The 14,764-nt window shown below is 56.2% G+C and carries 16 protein-coding genes; 6 read left to right on the forward strand and 10 right to left on the reverse strand.

Translation table 11 applies throughout. The features are described 5' to 3' along the window. Positions 1-2: 2 nt before the first annotated feature. Positions 3-1,100 carry a CaiB/BaiF CoA transferase family protein gene (locus ABLQ08_RS18655; protein ID WP_352945031.1) on the reverse strand — a complete coding sequence of 366 codons (1,098 nt, stop codon included), beginning with the start codon at positions 1,098-1,100 and terminating at the stop codon, positions 3-5. Continuing rightward, positions 1,100-2,260 (reverse strand): acyl-CoA dehydrogenase family protein, encoded by a 1,161-nt coding sequence (locus tag ABLQ08_RS18660; protein WP_352945033.1) that lies wholly within the window; start codon positions 2,258-2,260, stop codon positions 1,100-1,102. The genes ABLQ08_RS18655 and ABLQ08_RS18660 overlap by 1 nt, the downstream gene beginning before the upstream one ends. Before the next feature lie 128 nt (positions 2,261-2,388). Between ABLQ08_RS18660 and ABLQ08_RS18665 the strand changes: the two genes are divergently transcribed. Continuing rightward, the gene (locus ABLQ08_RS18665) at positions 2,389-3,327 is read left to right on the forward strand and encodes a LysR family transcriptional regulator (protein ID WP_352945035.1); all 939 of its coding nucleotides are present in this window, start codon (positions 2,389-2,391) and stop codon (positions 3,325-3,327) included. A 213-nt stretch (positions 3,328-3,540) separates the two neighbouring features. Here ABLQ08_RS18665 and ABLQ08_RS18670 read toward each other — a convergent pair whose 3' ends face one another. Genes ABLQ08_RS18670 through ABLQ08_RS18695 form a run of 6 tightly spaced genes read right to left on the reverse strand, consistent with a single transcriptional unit; the run spans position 3,541 to position 9,260 of the window. Continuing rightward, on the reverse strand, positions 3,541-4,821 hold the full coding sequence (locus ABLQ08_RS18670) for an amidase family protein (protein ID WP_352945037.1): 1,281 nt from the start codon (positions 4,819-4,821) through the stop codon (positions 3,541-3,543). A gap of 40 nt (positions 4,822-4,861) precedes the next feature. Next, positions 4,862-5,515 (reverse strand): DUF2848 domain-containing protein, encoded by a 654-nt coding sequence (locus ABLQ08_RS18675; RefSeq protein WP_352945039.1) that lies wholly within the window; start codon positions 5,513-5,515, stop codon positions 4,862-4,864. Between the two features lie 12 nt (positions 5,516-5,527). Beyond that, positions 5,528-6,808, reverse strand: a complete 1,281-nt coding sequence (locus ABLQ08_RS18680; RefSeq protein ID WP_352945041.1) for a TRAP transporter large permease — start codon at positions 6,806-6,808, stop codon at positions 5,528-5,530. Then, entirely contained in the window at positions 6,805-7,338 is a 534-nt protein-coding gene (locus tag ABLQ08_RS18685) for a TRAP transporter small permease subunit (protein WP_352945043.1), read from the reverse strand. The genes ABLQ08_RS18680 and ABLQ08_RS18685 overlap by 4 nt, the downstream gene beginning before the upstream one ends. A gap of 12 nt (positions 7,339-7,350) precedes the next feature. Beyond that, on the reverse strand, positions 7,351-8,397 hold the full coding sequence (locus ABLQ08_RS18690) for a TRAP transporter substrate-binding protein (RefSeq protein WP_352945044.1): 1,047 nt from the start codon (positions 8,395-8,397) through the stop codon (positions 7,351-7,353). Between the two features lie 35 nt (positions 8,398-8,432). Continuing rightward, entirely contained in the window at positions 8,433-9,260 is an 828-nt protein-coding gene (locus ABLQ08_RS18695; RefSeq protein ID WP_352945046.1) for a putative hydro-lyase, read from the reverse strand. Between the two features lie 112 nt (positions 9,261-9,372). Between ABLQ08_RS18695 and ABLQ08_RS18700 the strand changes: the two genes are divergently transcribed. Next, on the forward strand, positions 9,373-10,251 hold the full coding sequence (locus tag ABLQ08_RS18700) for a LysR family transcriptional regulator (RefSeq protein WP_352945048.1): 879 nt from the start codon (positions 9,373-9,375) through the stop codon (positions 10,249-10,251). Positions 10,252-10,291: 40 nt separating this feature from the next. Here ABLQ08_RS18700 and ABLQ08_RS18705 read toward each other — a convergent pair whose 3' ends face one another. Beyond that, entirely contained in the window at positions 10,292-10,921 is a 630-nt protein-coding gene (locus ABLQ08_RS18705) for a DUF1287 domain-containing protein (protein ID WP_352945050.1), read from the reverse strand. Positions 10,922-11,115: 194 nt separating this feature from the next. Between ABLQ08_RS18705 and ABLQ08_RS18710 the strand changes: the two genes are divergently transcribed. From ABLQ08_RS18710 to ABLQ08_RS18720, 3 genes are all read left to right on the forward strand, one after another. Further along, positions 11,116-11,538, forward strand: coding sequence for a nuclear transport factor 2 family protein (locus ABLQ08_RS18710; RefSeq protein WP_352945052.1), 423 nt, complete (start codon positions 11,116-11,118; stop codon positions 11,536-11,538). 389 nt (positions 11,539-11,927) lie between these two features. Further along, positions 11,928-13,247, forward strand: a complete 1,320-nt coding sequence (locus ABLQ08_RS18715; protein WP_352945589.1) for a globin-coupled sensor protein — start codon at positions 11,928-11,930, stop codon at positions 13,245-13,247. Between the two features lie 4 nt (positions 13,248-13,251). Then, positions 13,252-13,572 (forward strand): hypothetical protein, encoded by a 321-nt coding sequence (locus ABLQ08_RS18720; RefSeq protein WP_352945053.1) that lies wholly within the window; start codon positions 13,252-13,254, stop codon positions 13,570-13,572. Positions 13,573-13,599: 27 nt separating this feature from the next. Here the strand turns inward: ABLQ08_RS18720 and ABLQ08_RS18725 are convergent, their stop codons facing one another. Then, positions 13,600-14,079, reverse strand: a complete 480-nt coding sequence (locus ABLQ08_RS18725) for a protoglobin domain-containing protein (protein ID WP_352945055.1) — start codon at positions 14,077-14,079, stop codon at positions 13,600-13,602. Between the two features lie 180 nt (positions 14,080-14,259). Here ABLQ08_RS18725 and ABLQ08_RS18730 point away from each other — a divergent pair, with 180 nt between their 5' ends. Beyond that, positions 14,260-14,739, forward strand: a complete 480-nt coding sequence (locus tag ABLQ08_RS18730) for an RrF2 family transcriptional regulator (RefSeq protein ID WP_352945057.1) — start codon at positions 14,260-14,262, stop codon at positions 14,737-14,739. The last annotated feature ends 25 nt before the right edge of the window (positions 14,740-14,764 follow it).

Below are 14,764 nucleotides of genomic sequence, written 5' to 3' on the forward strand. Positions count from 1 at the left end.
TGTCACTTCTCCTCCGGCTTGAGGGCGGGGACAGGGCCGTATTCGCGCGGTTCGCCTTCAAAAATCGGTGCAGGTGCGGGATAGGATAGAGGACCATTCGGACTGCCAACGGTAATTCTGCGCAAATGCGGGTGGGTCGACAGGCCTTCCATGTCGTGTACGGAAGCCAGAGCAATGTTGGCCTTGGTCAGCAACGCGACGGCTTCCTCCGCCGTCTTTTCGGCAAAGGCGGCGGCGACGATGCCGTCTGTTTCCGTCCGGTTTTCAACCCGCTCGACATTGGTGGCAAATCTCGGATCGGTACCGAGTTCGGCTTTCCCGATAAAGTCGGAGCATAGTTTGATCCATTCGCGGTCACTCTGGATCGAAATCAGGATCGGAGGCCCCTCCTTGGGGTGGAAGACGCCATAAGGGGCGATGGAAGGATGGGCGAGACCTATGCGCTTTGGAGTGTGGCCGCCCTCGTGGTTCAGAAGCGGAACCGTTAACCAGTCCGCCATGACATCGAACATCGAGATAGAAATCTGTGCGCCTTTGCCCGTGATGCCTCGACGGATCAGGGCTTCAAGAATAGCGGAATAGGCGGTCGCACCGGTTGCGATATCGACGACCGAAATGCCGACCCGTGAAGGTTCGGACGGACTGCCGGTGATCGAGCAAAGCCCGGATTCCGCCTGGATCAGGAGATCATAGGCCTTGCGGTTGGCCATCGGGCCTTTTTCACCGTAACCGCTGATCGAACAAGTGATGAGACGCGGATGTTCCTGACGAAGTTGCCCGATATCGAAGCCGAGACGCGCCAGGGCTCCGGGTTTGAGATTTTGGATCAGGACATCAGCCTTCGCGATAAGCGCGCCAAGCTTTCTCTTGTCGGTGTCCGATCTCAGATCGAGCGTTACCGTGTCCTTGCCCCGGTTTAGCCAGACAAAATAGCTCGACTGTCCCTTGGCCACATCATCGTAGCCACGCGCGAAATCGCCTTCCGGTCTTTCGACCTTGATCACATGCGCGCCGGCATCAGCAAGCCTTGAAGATGCGAATGGAGCGGCAACAGCCTGTTCGATCGCGATGACTTCCAGTCCTGCAAGCGGGAGTTCCATCAAAATGACCTCGGCATGCCAAGTACATGCTCTGCTACGTAAGAAAGAATGAGATTTGTGGAGATCGGCGCCACCTGGTAGAGCCGCGTTTCCCTGAATTTGCGTTCAATATCGTATTCACAGGCAAAACCGAAACCACCGTGGCACTGGATACAGGCATTGGCAGCTTCCCAACTTGCCTTTGCAGCGAGATACTTGGCCATGTTGGCCTCCGTTCCGCAAGAGGCACCGGCGTCGTAAAGGGCGCAGGCCTTGTAACGCATCAGGTTGGCGGCCTCGATTTCGATAAAGGCCTCGGCAATTGGAAACTGGACGCCCTGGTTCTGGCCAATCGGCCGGCCGAAGACCTCGCGTTCCCTAGTGTAGGCAACTGCCTTGTCGGTGAACCAGTAACCGTCGCCGATGCATTCGGCGGCGATCAGCGTCCTTTCCGCATTGAGGCCTGTCAGAATGTACTTAAATCCCTTGCCTTCTTCACCAATCAGGTTCTCTTCGGGGATCTCGAGGTTGTCGAAGAACAGCTCATTGGTCTCGTGATTGACCATGTTCGGGATCGGTCGCATTTCCATGCCTTTTTTCAAGGCTTCCTTGATGTCGACCAGGAAAATGGACATGCCTTCGGACTTCTTTGCAACGTCCGAAAGTGGTGCCGTGCGGGCGAGGAGGATCATCAGGTCCGAATGCCGGACCCGGCTGATCCAGACCTTCTGGCCGTTGATGACATACCGGTCGCCTTTTTTGACCGCCGTCGTCTTGATCTTAGTCGTATCAGTGCCTGTCGTCGGTTCAGTCACGCCCATGGATTGAAGACGCAATTCTCCGGCGGCGATCTTTGGCAGGTATTTCCGGCGCTGTTCTTCCGAGCCGTGACGCACCAGCGTCGTCATGTTGTACATCTGCCCATGGCAGGCACCGGAGTTTCCACCCGCCCGGTTGATCTCTTCCATGATGACAGATGCTTCAGTCAACCCGAGACCCGAGCCGCCATAGACATCCGGTATCAGGGCCGCCAACCAGCCTTCACGGGTGAGGGCGGCGACGAACTCTTCGGGATAGCCGCGTTCCTCATCGACTTTGCGATGGTATTCGGCAGGAAATTGCGCACACAACGCGCGAACGCCGTCGCGTATGTCCCGGTAACTGTCTTCAAGAACGTTCATCGGCAAACCAGATCTTCTAAAATCATGTGTTTGCCGAGTTAAGCTCAAGTCCAGGCATTAAACAAATATATGTTTTGGATGAATTTCATATTAAATATGTATGGATTAAATCTGCGAGCCGAACCCTCATGGACATCAGACAGCTTCGCTATTTCCTGGAAATTGTTGAACACGGGTCTTTGACCCGGGCGTCGGCACACTTGAACGTCGCGCAACCGGCCTTGTCGCTGCACCTGAAAAATATGGAAGAGCAGCTTGGCACGCGGCTCCTCAATCGAAGCCGCGCGGGAGTGACACCGACTGAGGCAGGCAAGTTACTCGTGCTGCGTGCACGGACAATCCTGAACGATCTTGCACGCACGGAGGATGACATCCGCAACCTGGAAAGCGACCCTATGGGAACCGTTCGCATTGGCATTCCAGGCACACTCAGCGGCATGATCGCACTTCCGCTGATCATGGCGGCCCGCGAGCGTTATCCGCGGATTACCATCAATATTGCAGAAGCCATGAGTGGCTTTATTGCCGATTGGTTGTCCGAAGGCAGGGTCGATATCGCACTCCTTTACAGCCGTTCACATGAAGAAGGAGTTGTTTCGGAGCTGCTTCTTGAGGAAGAGCTGGTTGTTCTTTGGCAAGGTGAAGCCGACGCACCTGATGACTTGGATCTGTCGGAACTTGAAAACATCCCACTCGTCTTGCCGAGCCCGCCGCACGGCCTGCGCCATCTGGTTGATCGAAAGCTGGCCGCGATCGGGCTTGAACCAACAATCGCGATTGAGATCGACTCATACTCAAACATCAAACGTCTGGTTTCGGCAGGCATCGGAGCCTCAATTCTGCCGCGGTATGCCGTGCAGGACGAGCTGGAAGCGGGCCAGCTGCGCGTCAGCCGAATATCGGCCCCCGGTTTGTGGCGGGACGCTTTTCTGCTTTATCCGTCAGACAGGCCCGTAACCCGTGCGCAGGAAGCAATTCGCGATCTGTTGCGGGACGTGATTGCAGATCTATTGGCAACTGGCGCATGGGCAGCGGCACGTGCCGCTGACAACACCACCGCCGGCTGAGTTTCCCTGGTTCCGATGTTCAGCTTGCTGGTGAACCGGACCTTCAGAATTTCTCCCGAAAAGGTCCCAGCAAAGGTCTCGTCTGAAGGCGGGATGTCTCAGTAGGCAGCTCAAATGGACGGCAGCAATTGCTGTCTTCTCATTTATCGAGCGGTGCGGGATTTCCGGGTCGAGATCGCCGAGACTTCAATCAGCCTGCGAACTGATCGATGATCAAATGCTCGAAAGCGCTCTTTCAACCACTTTGGCGCAAGCCAGCAGCGCCTGATCACGACCACCGCCGGCAATCAGCATGGCGCTCAGTGTATTGCCACCATGCTGATAGGGAAGGGCGATGCCGCAAGCGTCGGTCACATTGCCAAGTGACGGATTGCGCAAGGCAAGCAGGTTCAGCCGGTTGAAGGCTTCGTCGTCCGCAAGATCCTCGATCTTCGGCGGCAGTTTGGGTGTTGTCGGCAATAGCAGCATGTCCTGCCCGAGTTCTTCCTTGAAAGCTGAAATTAGCTCGGCGCGCCGGTTGAGGGTCTGACGATACTCGACCGCAGAGATTTCCTCAGCCCTTGCCATGCGCGCATGAACGCGCGAGTCGAATTGATCAGGCGAGGCCTGGAAATGGTCTTCGTAATGCGCGCGCGATTCCACCGAAGTCATGTGCCAGGGCGGAACCTGGTCGTATTGCGCAATGCAACCAAGATCCTTCTCAATCACGTCGAATCCGGCATCACGCAGGGATTGCACCACTGTCTTGAAACCTTCGCCAACCTCCGGATCCATTTCCGTGAAGCCGAAGTTCGTGGGAACGACCAGCCGGGCTGCGGTGGGAGCGGAAGACGCTATCGGATTGCCGGACATGACCTGCCAGGCAAGCTCACATTCGGCAACAGTCTTTGCCATAGGGCCGAAACTGTCGAGGCTGTCGGAAAGTGGCTTGCCACCCTCCATGGTGACAGAAGCCTGTGTCGGCTTGAAACCCGTGATGCCGGTGAATGCCGCCGGAATTCGCAAGGAGCCGCCGGTGTCACTGCCGATTGCGATGTCGCAGATCCCGAGCGCAACGGACACCGCGCCGCCACTGGTAGACCCACCGGGGGCGCAGCCCGGATAAACCGGGTTCTGCGGTGTGCCGTAGTGTGGATTGAGACCGAGACCGGAATAGGCGAACTCCGACATGTTGGTGAGCCCGACAAAAACTCCGCCGGCAGCATCGAGCCGGGAAATTGCAGGTGCATCCTGTTCTGCGGGAGGGTCGTTTACCAGAACCTTCGTCGCCGACGTCGTCACTTCTCCGGCGACATCGAACAAGGCCTTGACGCTGATGAGGGCACCGGCGAGCGGCGTGTCGATGCCAGCTGCGGTAGAGGCCTGCTGGCGTGCCCGGTCACTCAGCAGTCTGGTGAAGACAGAAGAGGCTGCTGCTTCCCCGGAAGCTCTTTCAAGAGCTATCTCAAGTCTGCTCTCGGTGTTTTCATTGCTCCAGGGAAACGGGGTGCTCATTGCGTTCTGGTCCTTGTTCGACTGAGACAACGGATGGATATCACGAAACAACGACGAGGAAAGAGGTCTTGTAGGTCCATTCGATCGATTGGCCACTTTGCGGGTCCGTGAGTGCCATCCTGAATTCAGTTGCAGGGCGCACCCCGCCGATTGCCGGCAGAGTGCCGCAAAGCATGGCGGTGCCGTCTGTCAAACCAGCTCCGGAAATCAGGTCCTGCAACGGCAGGATCGAAGCCAGCGACCCGGACTGATAGGGCAACCATTCCCCGGCCTCACGGATCCAGGATTGAAGCTTGAGATCGTCGAGATGACCTTCAACGTCGTCGAACCGCCAAAGCGTGTCCGCAACCGGTTTGGCACAGACCTGCTTGGAGGCGGCCACGGAGTGGGCTTCGAGGGCACGGTCCGTGTGATCGGAGGCCAGCCCGATCCAGATTGTTCCTTCATGTTGCAGGAGAAAAGGTTCCGCTTCGCCGGAAGTTTCGGAACCAAGCACCTGAAAGCGGTGCTCCTGTGTGAGCAGTGAAGGCGAGCACTGGTAGTAAAGCGGGACCTTGGAGGGCGCAGGAACGCCGATGGCGGCCAGTTCCTCGATGTGGTGATCTACCGCAGAGCGGTCCCGTCCGGTCCAGCCGGCCACAATAAGCCGGGTCGGAGTGCAGGTCAGCACTCCGGTTGCCGTTTGAAACTTCATGTGAAAAGCCTCTTACAAGGTTGATGGAAGGAACAGGGCCAGCTGCGGCAGAAGGATCAGCAGGCCGACCATGGCAAGCATCGCCAGCGCATAGGGAATACAGCCGAGCATGACATCGCTGAAGCTTCCGGATTTGCGCGCGGCCTGAACGACATAAAGGTTGAGGCCCACTGGTGGTGTGATCAGCGCCATCTCGACCAGGATGATCATCAATATGCCGAACCAGATCTTGTCATAGCCGAGCTGGACGATGATCGGCACCACGATCGGGATGGTTGCCACCATCAGCGACAAGGTCTCGATGAAAAAGCCGAGAATGATGTAGATCAGGATGATGACCAACAGGGTTTCCAGCGGACCAAGACCGAGGCCGTTCAGGACATTCTGCAAAGCGCGGCTCACGCCCGCCGCGGTCAGGGCAAAATTCAGGACATAGGCGCCGATAACGACCAGCATGATCATGGCGGAGGTCTTGACCGACCCCCGCAGCGCCTTTGAGAGCATCTCCCAGTTAAGCGCCTTCTGATGCGCGGCGATCAGCAGGGCAATGGCAACTCCGACCGTTGCTGCTTCGGTCGGAGTTGCCCAGCCCGCGTAAATGGAGCCCACGATCGCGCCAAAAAGACCTAGAATTGGCAACAGATCCGTCAAACCTTCAAGCTTTTCACCAAGGGAGCTTGACTGGCGTGGGCCTCCAAGCGAGGGCTTGAACACACAGATGATCACGGTGATCACCATGAAGAGAGCCGCGAGGAACAGCCCTGGAACCAAACCGGCCAGGAACAGCTGCGGGATCGAGCTTTCGGTGAGGAAACCGTAGACGATCAGGTTGATCGATGGCGGGATCATGATCCCGAGCGTCCCGCCTGCGGCAATCGCACCGGAGAAGAGCTTCTGGTTGTAGCCGAGCGCCTTGGCCTGGGGCATGGCGACGGTTGCGACGGTCGCGGCCGTCGCGACGGAGGAGCCGCTTGTTGCCGAAAACATCGTTGATGTTGCGATATTGGCATGGATCAGCCCACCGGGCATCCAGGCTACCCACTTTTCCAGCGCCGCATAAGTGCGTCTTGCCACACCGCTGCGCACGAGGATTTCACCAAGGAGTACAAAGAGCGGGATAGCGATCAGCGTGGCACTGTTGGACGATGACCAGACAACCTGCCCAAGACCGCGCATCAGCGGAAACGGGCTGAAGAATGTGTCGATGCCGAAGGCCAGCAGAAACAGGACGATGCCGACCGGAATGGAGAGTGTCAGAAGCCCCAGAAGGCCGACGGAAGTGAAGGCGATCATGCTTCCCCCCTTGCACCGGCGATGTCATCGACGGACTGATAATCGGAAGACAGGAATTTCACCAGCACCGAGACCAGAAGAATGCTGGCCGAGACGGCGAACCAGACCCAGCCGGCCCACCACAAGGATTGCGGGATCCACAAAGGGGTCTCCAGCGGGGTGTTGGCACGTGCACCTGTTGAGAGCGTCTTTTCAAGAACGCCCCAGCCCCGCCAAGCAACCACAATGGCCGTTCCGGACAGGCAGAGCAGGGAAATGATGTCGAAGACCGCCCTTCCGAAGGGAACCAGGCGTTGGCGGAGCAGGTCAATGCGGACATGTGCCTGCTCCGTCAATGCGTAACTGATCCCCCAGCTGGTGGTAACGGCCATGACATATCCGGAAATCTCATCGACTCCCCCCAGTGAACCGCCCAAACGGCGTGTCACGATCTCCAGGAGCGTGAAGGCGACGCAGGCGAGCAGGATCAGCCCAACGCCAATTGCCAGGCGGTCGTTGATCCGCCGAATGAGGGACACCAAGGAAGTCATGAGATCGTGGCCTTAGTTCGTTTCCAGTTTCACACCGGTAACCTGACCGACGCTGTCACTCCAGCGTTTCGCCCAGTCGCCACCAGCCCGCTCGGCCCAATCCGGCAGTACTTCGGTGATCAGCACTTCCTTTGCCTTGGCGTGATCGGCTTCGCTTGCTTCCACAAGAACCAGGTTTCTGGCATCGCCGTAAGGACATTCGCCGCTGCCGGTCAGGCAGGCAATGTCATTTTCAAGCGCGTTCTGTGCGGTCTTCCAGGCCGGCGCTTCCAGATGTTCCTTCACGCCGTTTTCGAGTGTCGCCTTCTGCTCATCGGAGAGTGCGTTCCATTTGTCGAGATTGATGGCGGTGACAACCGGGTCCCATCCGCCGAGCGGGATCGGCATCAGGTGTGTGGAAACTTCCCACCACCCGGCATTGTAGCCGGAGCCAGCCCCTGTGATCGCGCAATCGACAACACCGCGCTGCAGAGCACCTGGAACTTCACCGAAGCTCACATTGACGCCTTCTGCGCCTAAGGCTTCAAGAAACTTGGCGGTCATACGGCCGGAGGCGCGGATCTTCTTGCCCTTCAGATCGTCGAGCGAGCCGATCCCTCCGTTACAGAAGACGACCTGTGGCGGGTAGGGGGCTATGCCGAGTACCTTTGCGTTGAAAACGTCGCGATAGATGTCGTTGACCATCGGTCTTGCCGCTTCCACCGCCTTTTGCGCCGTGGCTGCGTCCGTTGCGATCAGCGGAACGTCCAGGCTTTCGAGCGCAACACTGTCGGACACCGCGTAATCTGCAACGGTCATGCCGACATCGAACACACCTTGCGACAGGAGACGAAAGACATCGCCACCCGAAATGCCCATCTGGTCGTGTGTGGTCAGTGCTGCGGTGAGATCGCCGCCGGAGATTTCAGGGAGCTTTTCACTCCAGAAGGGAGCTTCGTACTGCTTGTGCAGCGGCAGGCCGCTCCAGCTGCCGACAACTGCAAGTTCTTCAGCTTGTGCTGCAGAACCGGCGGAGAGAGCGATCATTGAAATCGCTGACAGCGTCATGATCTTATTCATCGTTTGTCTATCCTCTGTTTTTTCCGAATTTTCAGTTAGTTATCGTTATAAAGATAAAGTGGTGGTGTAAGTTCATCGACGTCAGCTATCAACATGGCTCCCGGCGCATGGGTGATCGATAGCGGCAGCTTTGCCCGCATGATTGCGGCCTGGGGAGTGACGCCACAAGCCCAGAAGACGGGAACTTCATCTTCACGCACGCAAACCGCTTCACCCCAGTCGGGGCGGTTGAGGTCGGTGATCCCGATTGCCTTCGGGGCGCCGACATGGACGGGCGCGCCGTGCGCAAGCGGATACTTACGGCAAATGGCCTGAACTTCATTGACGCGTTCTATCGGGATCGGCCGCATGGAGACGACCATGCCGCCGCCGAAGGGACCGCTTGCCGTCGTTTCGATCGACGTTCGAAACATTGGGACAGTGACGTTGCAGTCTATGTGGCGCATGCCAATTCCGGCGCGGCGCAGCGCGTTTTCAAAGGTGAAAGAACACCCGATCGCAAACGCTACGAGATCTTCCCGCCACAGGTCGTTCAAATCCTGCACCTGGCTTTCCAGCGTGCCATTCCGGTAAACATTGTAAAGCGCTGCATCCGTCCTGATGTCGACATTTTCGCCCAGCCGGGCAACGAAGGGGGTTCCTGCTTCCGACACGCCTGCCAATGGACAGGCCTTCGGGTTCAATCGGCAAAAGGCGAGAAAATCATCTGCGAATTCGCCGGGCAGGATCGCCAGATTGCACTGAAGTCGGCCTTTGGCCAGACCGGCCGTATGTCCGCAATAGTGCCCGGAGCGGATAGCTTCTCGCTGCGAAAAGGTATCCATGCCGGACAGATCGGAAATATCGCCAAGTTCGCTCGTCATTTCCACCTCGAAAGTTACTGGCAAAATGCTGCGGTGGATCTATGATCAAGTCAAATCGTCATTTTTTGTTCAAAGTGATCAGCTTTTGTGATCACCTTACGAGGAAGCAGACATGACTTTCGAGCAACTGAGAACCTTTCTGGCTGTTGCCAGAATGGGAGGTGTCCGCAAGGCGGCAGAGCAACTGAATATCTCACAGCCGGCTGTTTCAGCGCGTGTTGCCAGCCTTGAATCCTATCTTGGAACCGAACTCTTCAGCCGGGTCTCCACTGGTGTCGTACTGACCAGAAAAGGAGTACTGCTGCGTGACCATGCGGATCAGATCATGGCGATTACCGAACGCATCAAGGGAGATGTGATGGCCGAGGACAGCATCAGCAGCTTGCTGAGGCTTGGTGTGGCGGAGACCGTCGCCCAGACGTGGTTGCCGGACTTTCTGACGGAACTTCATCGCAATTTTCCGAAGCTGAACATTGAAGTGTCGGTCGATATTTCGCTGAACCTGCGCGAGATGCTGCTCGACAGGTCGTTGGACCTGACCATTCTGATGGGACCGATATCCGACTACAGCACGGACAATCTCGAGTTGCCGCCGTTTCAGTTGGACTGGTATCGGCCGGTTGGTCTGGAGGACCCGGATCTCAGCGTCACCCCGGTGATAACCTATAACCGCAATTCGCGCCCGCACCGGGAACTGACCCAAGAACTCCGGGACCGGTACGGTAGTACCGCACAGATCTTTCCGACAAATTCGCTGTCAACGGGATTTGAAATGGTGGCGGCCGGAATCGGTGTCGGCATTCTGCCGCATGTGCTGGGCGGCAAATTCATCGAGGAAAACCGGATTGCCAATTTTGACCCTGGTTGGCAGCCGACACCGCTCCGGTTTACCGCGACTTACATCGGCGAACCGCGCAACGAACTGATTGCCCGAGCGGCAAGGGTGGCCCAGCAGGTTGCCAACTCACATCACGAGGCCGTCTATGGCTGACCTGGAACAGTGAAATGCAAGGTGATTTATCGTCTTGCAATCAAGCGGTTTTGGGCCTGAGGCGATATCTTCCGGTGATCTTGAAATCGAACAGCCGATCCTCCAGCCGGGTGCCGGCGCCGATATTGTGTACCAGCATCGGCCTTTTCCCGTCCGGCGACTTATGGTTGGTCACGATGGCAATGTGAGGGAGGTTGCCAGGAAGCATTTGCGAAATGATGTCACCGGGAACGTAATCTCCCGGTCGGTCGCTGATCGGGAGTGCCGCTCCCTGACGCTTGAAGTAAGTTTGCAGGTTCGGGACCCTGCGATGATCGATGTTTCTGTCAGGACGCTTGAGACCCCAGATCCTGGGATAATCCCTGAAGTGAGCTTTCATGTCCTTGTTCACTTCCAACTGCAGGTCGAAGCCGAAGGCATCCCTGTAGGCGCGGATGACGACGTCGGTACAGACACCGCGCTCCCGAGGAATGTCACCATTGGGGAAACTCAGGCCTACATAAGCAGGGTCGTAAATGATTGTTTCACCAATCTGTCGCTCGGCAGCGGCAATCAGTTTTTCCGCCCATGGCTCCGGGGCGGGGCTGGTCTGCCCTTGAAGTGCAGAGGTCAACAGTGCGGTCGGCAGCGCAAATAGGCTTGCTCCAATCAGAAAATCACGCCGGTTCATTCGCCCTCGCAAATCCATTTCGTCCACAATGGGTTAGAGCACCTGTGCGTCTGTATTGTGTCCAAGGCGATCATTCAGTCCGACAAAACGTGATTTTGACGGTTTGCTCGCTGAAATGGCGTTTCTCCAGTCTTGGTTGTAATATTTCAGCGAGGTGCCTGAAAGGAGGCGCAGGCTATCGAGGAGGTTTCAACATGACGAGCGATGGAAATTTGACAGCACTCAAACATTGCTACGAGCGTTGGCACGAAACAAAGGGCGAGAGTACGGAAGACTGGCTCGCGCTTATGGATGACCGCGTCGATTTCCGCTCGCTGGCAATGGCGCAGACCCCGGAGATTGGCTTTACCGCTCCCCGGACCGGCAAGGAGGAAGTCCGTTACTACCTGGACGGGTTGCTCGAGGACTGGTCCATGGAACATTACACCATCGACGACTATGTCGTTGACGGTGACCGGATATGCGCGGTCGGGACGACTGCCTGGGTCAACAAGTCTACGGGAGCGAGAGCATCGTCTCCCAAGCTGGACTATGTCAGGTTCAAGGACGGCAAGATCATCGCGTTCCATGAGTTCTATGACACTGCGGCTTTGATAGCAGCTGCCTGCGGGAAGTGAACTCCGCACGCTTTCGGTAGAGACATCAGCGGCGTACCATGTTTCTGAAGCTGAACGGGGTGCGACCCGTCCGGCGGGAGAACTCGCGTGCGAGATCAGCATTGTCTTCGTGGTCCGAGGCCTCCACGGTTTCAGCGATGCCGGCCTCGATGAACCTGAAGCGGGAGAAATCAGTAGGATGGCCGCAGCCGCAACCAGCAGGTGCGGTTTGTCACGGCGATCTGGCAAGAGGTGTTGGTGTTGTGCCGCAGGGGTAGATGTCTCAAACCCTCTCGACTCTTAATATTATAAATAAACTAGATAAAATTATTGTTAAGCGAGAGCTCTCAATATTCCGTAGCGTTAATTTCGGGAGGGCTTTTGACGTGTTGGGTATGACTTTACAGAAAATGGAATTTGTTGGGTTTGATCGAGAACTCTCTGACGCTTTATTGGGAAGCAAAAGCTTTATTTTGAATGCTCTGCCAGAAGTTTTGGACGGGTTTTATGAGCAAGTGCGTGGAGAACCCGATGTTGAGCGGTTTTTCAAGACCTCGAAGCATATCGAGCATGCCAAGTCGATGCAGATACGCCACTGGGACATCATAACCAACGCGACATTCGATGAAGAGTATGTCGAATCCGTAACGCGCATCGGAGAAGTTCATAACCGGCTTGGTATCGAGCCCAGATGGTATATCGGCGGTTACAATTTCATTCTTTCGGGGCTTGTCGGCAAACTGCTTGAACCGCAGTCTCGTTTGCGCATTTCTCCGAAATGGCTGAAAAGACGTGCCACGGTGATTGAAGCCATCACCAAGGCTGCGCTGATCGATATGGATTATGCGATATCCGTCTATATCGAAGCGGGGCAGCGCGACCGGCGAAACACACTGGCTGAACTGGCGGATGTCTTCGAGCAGTCGGTCGGAAGCGTGTCGGTAAAGCTGGATACGGTGGCGGGCCGGTTGAAGAACACCGCCGGTGAACTGATGACGGCCTTTACCGAGACCGACACCAATGCCACCTCGGCCGACCAGAATGCATCGCGGGTCGCATCCAACGTAAACACGGTGGCGGCGGCATCTGAAGAACTGGCCAGTTCCGTGTCGGAGATCGGCAGGCAGGTTTCGCAGTCATACGAGATCTCCGAAGAGGCGGCTTCAAACAGTTCCGTCGCCATCGAAACCATGAATTCGCTGACGATTGCCGCAAGCCGTGTCGGCGAAATCATCGGGCTTATCAACGACATCGCGGCAAAGACAAACCTCCTTGCTCTGAATGCGACCATAGAGGCAGCACGGGCCGGTTCAGCGGGAAAGGGGTTCGCGGTCGTTGCTTCCGAAGTCAAGACGCTTGCCGAACAGACTGCACTGGCAACGGCTGAGATATCTTCGCAAGTGGAGGAAATTCAGTCGGTCACAGCATCTTCTGCCTCGGCGATTGAAAATGTTCACGGGACGATCGAGCGCCTGAACGAAATTGCAGCCGTGATCGCGACGGCAGTGGAGCAGCAGGAGACTGCGACACAGGAAATCAGCAGCAACATCCAACTGGCCGCCGGCGGAGCAGGGGATGCATCAACGGCGATTTCCGGGATCAGCACAAGCGCGAAACGAACGCTGGAAGACGCAAGGCGTGTGGACCGTGGGACGGAGGACCTGTCCACGCAAGCCAGGCATCTGAAGGAAGTTTCCGCTGAATTCCTGGTCAAGATAGCGGGGATGTAACGCCATGCCGGACAATCTGGACAAGCCGCTGCAAAGTGAACTGGGTGAACTTGGCGTCATGGAGGAAGAGTTTCGTTACATCTCTCTCGCCGACGAAGAGTTCGAGCGCGAAATCAGGCGTCTGCAGCTCAAAGCCAGGGCTCTGGCCAAGAGGGACGAACAAAGCGATGACATCGACATGGTCCTGATCTGCCTGGAACGGATCGAGATCTGTCTGACAACCACGCGCCCTGAGAGTTTCGAGGGGGTTCGAGTGAGGATCAGGCTCATGCCGATCCTGCTTTACCTGCGCTCGAAACTGACCCAGATCCGTCGCGACGCCTGAGCTTCTTAGAATCTGGTCAGGCCTGGTTCAGTCGATGAAAACGACATAATAGGCGTCTGCCGCCAGCGCCATGTCGATAAAGACGAGCCGTCTGACCGACGACATCAGATCAAGCGTCCGTTCAGCGCATCGGGTGTATTTTCGGACCAATTCCTCAAAGCGATTGAGAAGCCAGCCATAGGCCAGAATGTACTGACCCATCGAAATATTGTACTTGCGGTGCGTCATGCCGATTTTTCGGACCTGATCGCGATAGGCAGAATCAATTGCGCCGGAGAACAGATTGTTCCAGTAGGCGAACTGTTTCTCGATCAATCGTTCGACATTGAAATTCCTGAACTGGCTGTGTGCCTGAACCAGATATTGTGTTTTGTAGAAATCGCCCAGAATGCTTCGCATGTTCGGCGACAGGATGCGCCAGACCTCACGAACATTCACAAGGTCCTGTTCCCGGACCTCCATGTGCTCCACATAGTCGCCCAGAACCTCCGTTCCAAACATATCCATACCTGCGCCCCTCCTCGCAAGAATCTTCTATCCTCGCGGCAAGCGCTAGCAAATTATTTCAATGATAAATATCATAAAATAAAAATATTATATCTGAGATAAAGGATGCGGTTGAGATTTTGCGGTGCTACGTAAACCGCATTCGATCCATTAGAAGTTTTAACAAGAGCTCGATTTAATATGCGTTTGACCGAACGCACAGACGCTGCACTGCGTATACTGATGTATCTCGCTGTTCATGCCGATCAGAGATGTTCCATTGATGTTGTCGTTGAACAGTGTAATTCACACCGTTCACAAGTTGTGGCTGCGGTACAAATACTGCGTAAGGCTGGGTACATTGCTTCATCCGCAGGGCGGAATGGCGGTATCTGGCTGGATGCGGAACCGGAAGACATTACGGTTTCCGAGGTCGTCCAGCTGATGGAAAACGACTTTCAACTTGCTCAGTGTTTTGCAAGCGCCGGCAATTGCGATTGCGTCATCAAGGACGTGTGTTTGCTCAGGCCAGCGTTGAAATCTGCACTGGGAGCTTTCTTCCAGGAACTTCAAAACGTCACGCTTCTGGACCTGATTTCGAACGCAGACCGGTTGAAGGAAGTGTGTGGGCCACCCGTCGATGCACTGGAGGGGACATATTCCGAGAGCAGGCCGGTTTGACGCTGTGAGCAAGCGATTGGCTGCG

The organism is Roseibium sp. SCP14 (genome assembly GCF_040329475.1).
Taxonomy (GTDB): Bacteria; Pseudomonadota; Alphaproteobacteria; order Rhizobiales; family Stappiaceae; genus Roseibium.

Excerpts from the sequence above, each read along its gene's own strand:
- ABLQ08_RS18690 (WP_352945044.1), bottom strand. The coding sequence starts at position 8,397 with ATGAATAAGATCATGACGCTGTCAGCGATTTCAATGATCGCTCTCTCC.
- ABLQ08_RS18730 (WP_352945057.1), top strand. The coding sequence starts at position 14,260 with ATGCGTTTGACCGAACGCACAGACGCTGCACTGCGTATACTGATGTAT.
- ABLQ08_RS18705 (WP_352945050.1), bottom strand. The coding sequence starts at position 10,921 with ATGAACCGGCGTGATTTTCTGATTGGAGCAAGCCTATTTGCGCTGCCG.
- ABLQ08_RS18660 (WP_352945033.1), bottom strand. The coding sequence starts at position 2,260 with ATGAACGTTCTTGAAGACAGTTACCGGGACATACGCGACGGCGTTCGC.
- ABLQ08_RS18680 (WP_352945041.1), bottom strand. The coding sequence starts at position 6,808 with ATGATCGCCTTCACTTCCGTCGGCCTTCTGGGGCTTCTGACACTCTCC.
- ABLQ08_RS18710 (WP_352945052.1), top strand. The coding sequence starts at position 11,116 with ATGACGAGCGATGGAAATTTGACAGCACTCAAACATTGCTACGAGCGT.
- ABLQ08_RS18725 (WP_352945055.1), bottom strand. The coding sequence starts at position 14,079 with ATGGATATGTTTGGAACGGAGGTTCTGGGCGACTATGTGGAGCACATG.
- ABLQ08_RS18655 (WP_352945031.1), bottom strand. The coding sequence starts at position 1,100 with ATGGAACTCCCGCTTGCAGGACTGGAAGTCATCGCGATCGAACAGGCT.
- ABLQ08_RS18715 (WP_352945589.1), top strand. The coding sequence starts at position 11,928 with ATGGAATTTGTTGGGTTTGATCGAGAACTCTCTGACGCTTTATTGGGA.
- ABLQ08_RS18670 (WP_352945037.1), bottom strand. The coding sequence starts at position 4,821 with ATGAGCACCCCGTTTCCCTGGAGCAATGAAAACACCGAGAGCAGACTT.
- ABLQ08_RS18685 (WP_352945043.1), bottom strand. The coding sequence starts at position 7,338 with ATGACTTCCTTGGTGTCCCTCATTCGGCGGATCAACGACCGCCTGGCA.
- ABLQ08_RS18665 (WP_352945035.1), top strand. The coding sequence starts at position 2,389 with ATGGACATCAGACAGCTTCGCTATTTCCTGGAAATTGTTGAACACGGG.
- ABLQ08_RS18720 (WP_352945053.1), top strand. The coding sequence starts at position 13,252 with ATGCCGGACAATCTGGACAAGCCGCTGCAAAGTGAACTGGGTGAACTT.
- ABLQ08_RS18700 (WP_352945048.1), top strand. The coding sequence starts at position 9,373 with ATGACTTTCGAGCAACTGAGAACCTTTCTGGCTGTTGCCAGAATGGGA.
- ABLQ08_RS18675 (WP_352945039.1), bottom strand. The coding sequence starts at position 5,515 with ATGAAGTTTCAAACGGCAACCGGAGTGCTGACCTGCACTCCGACCCGG.
- ABLQ08_RS18695 (WP_352945046.1), bottom strand. The coding sequence starts at position 9,260 with ATGACGAGCGAACTTGGCGATATTTCCGATCTGTCCGGCATGGATACC.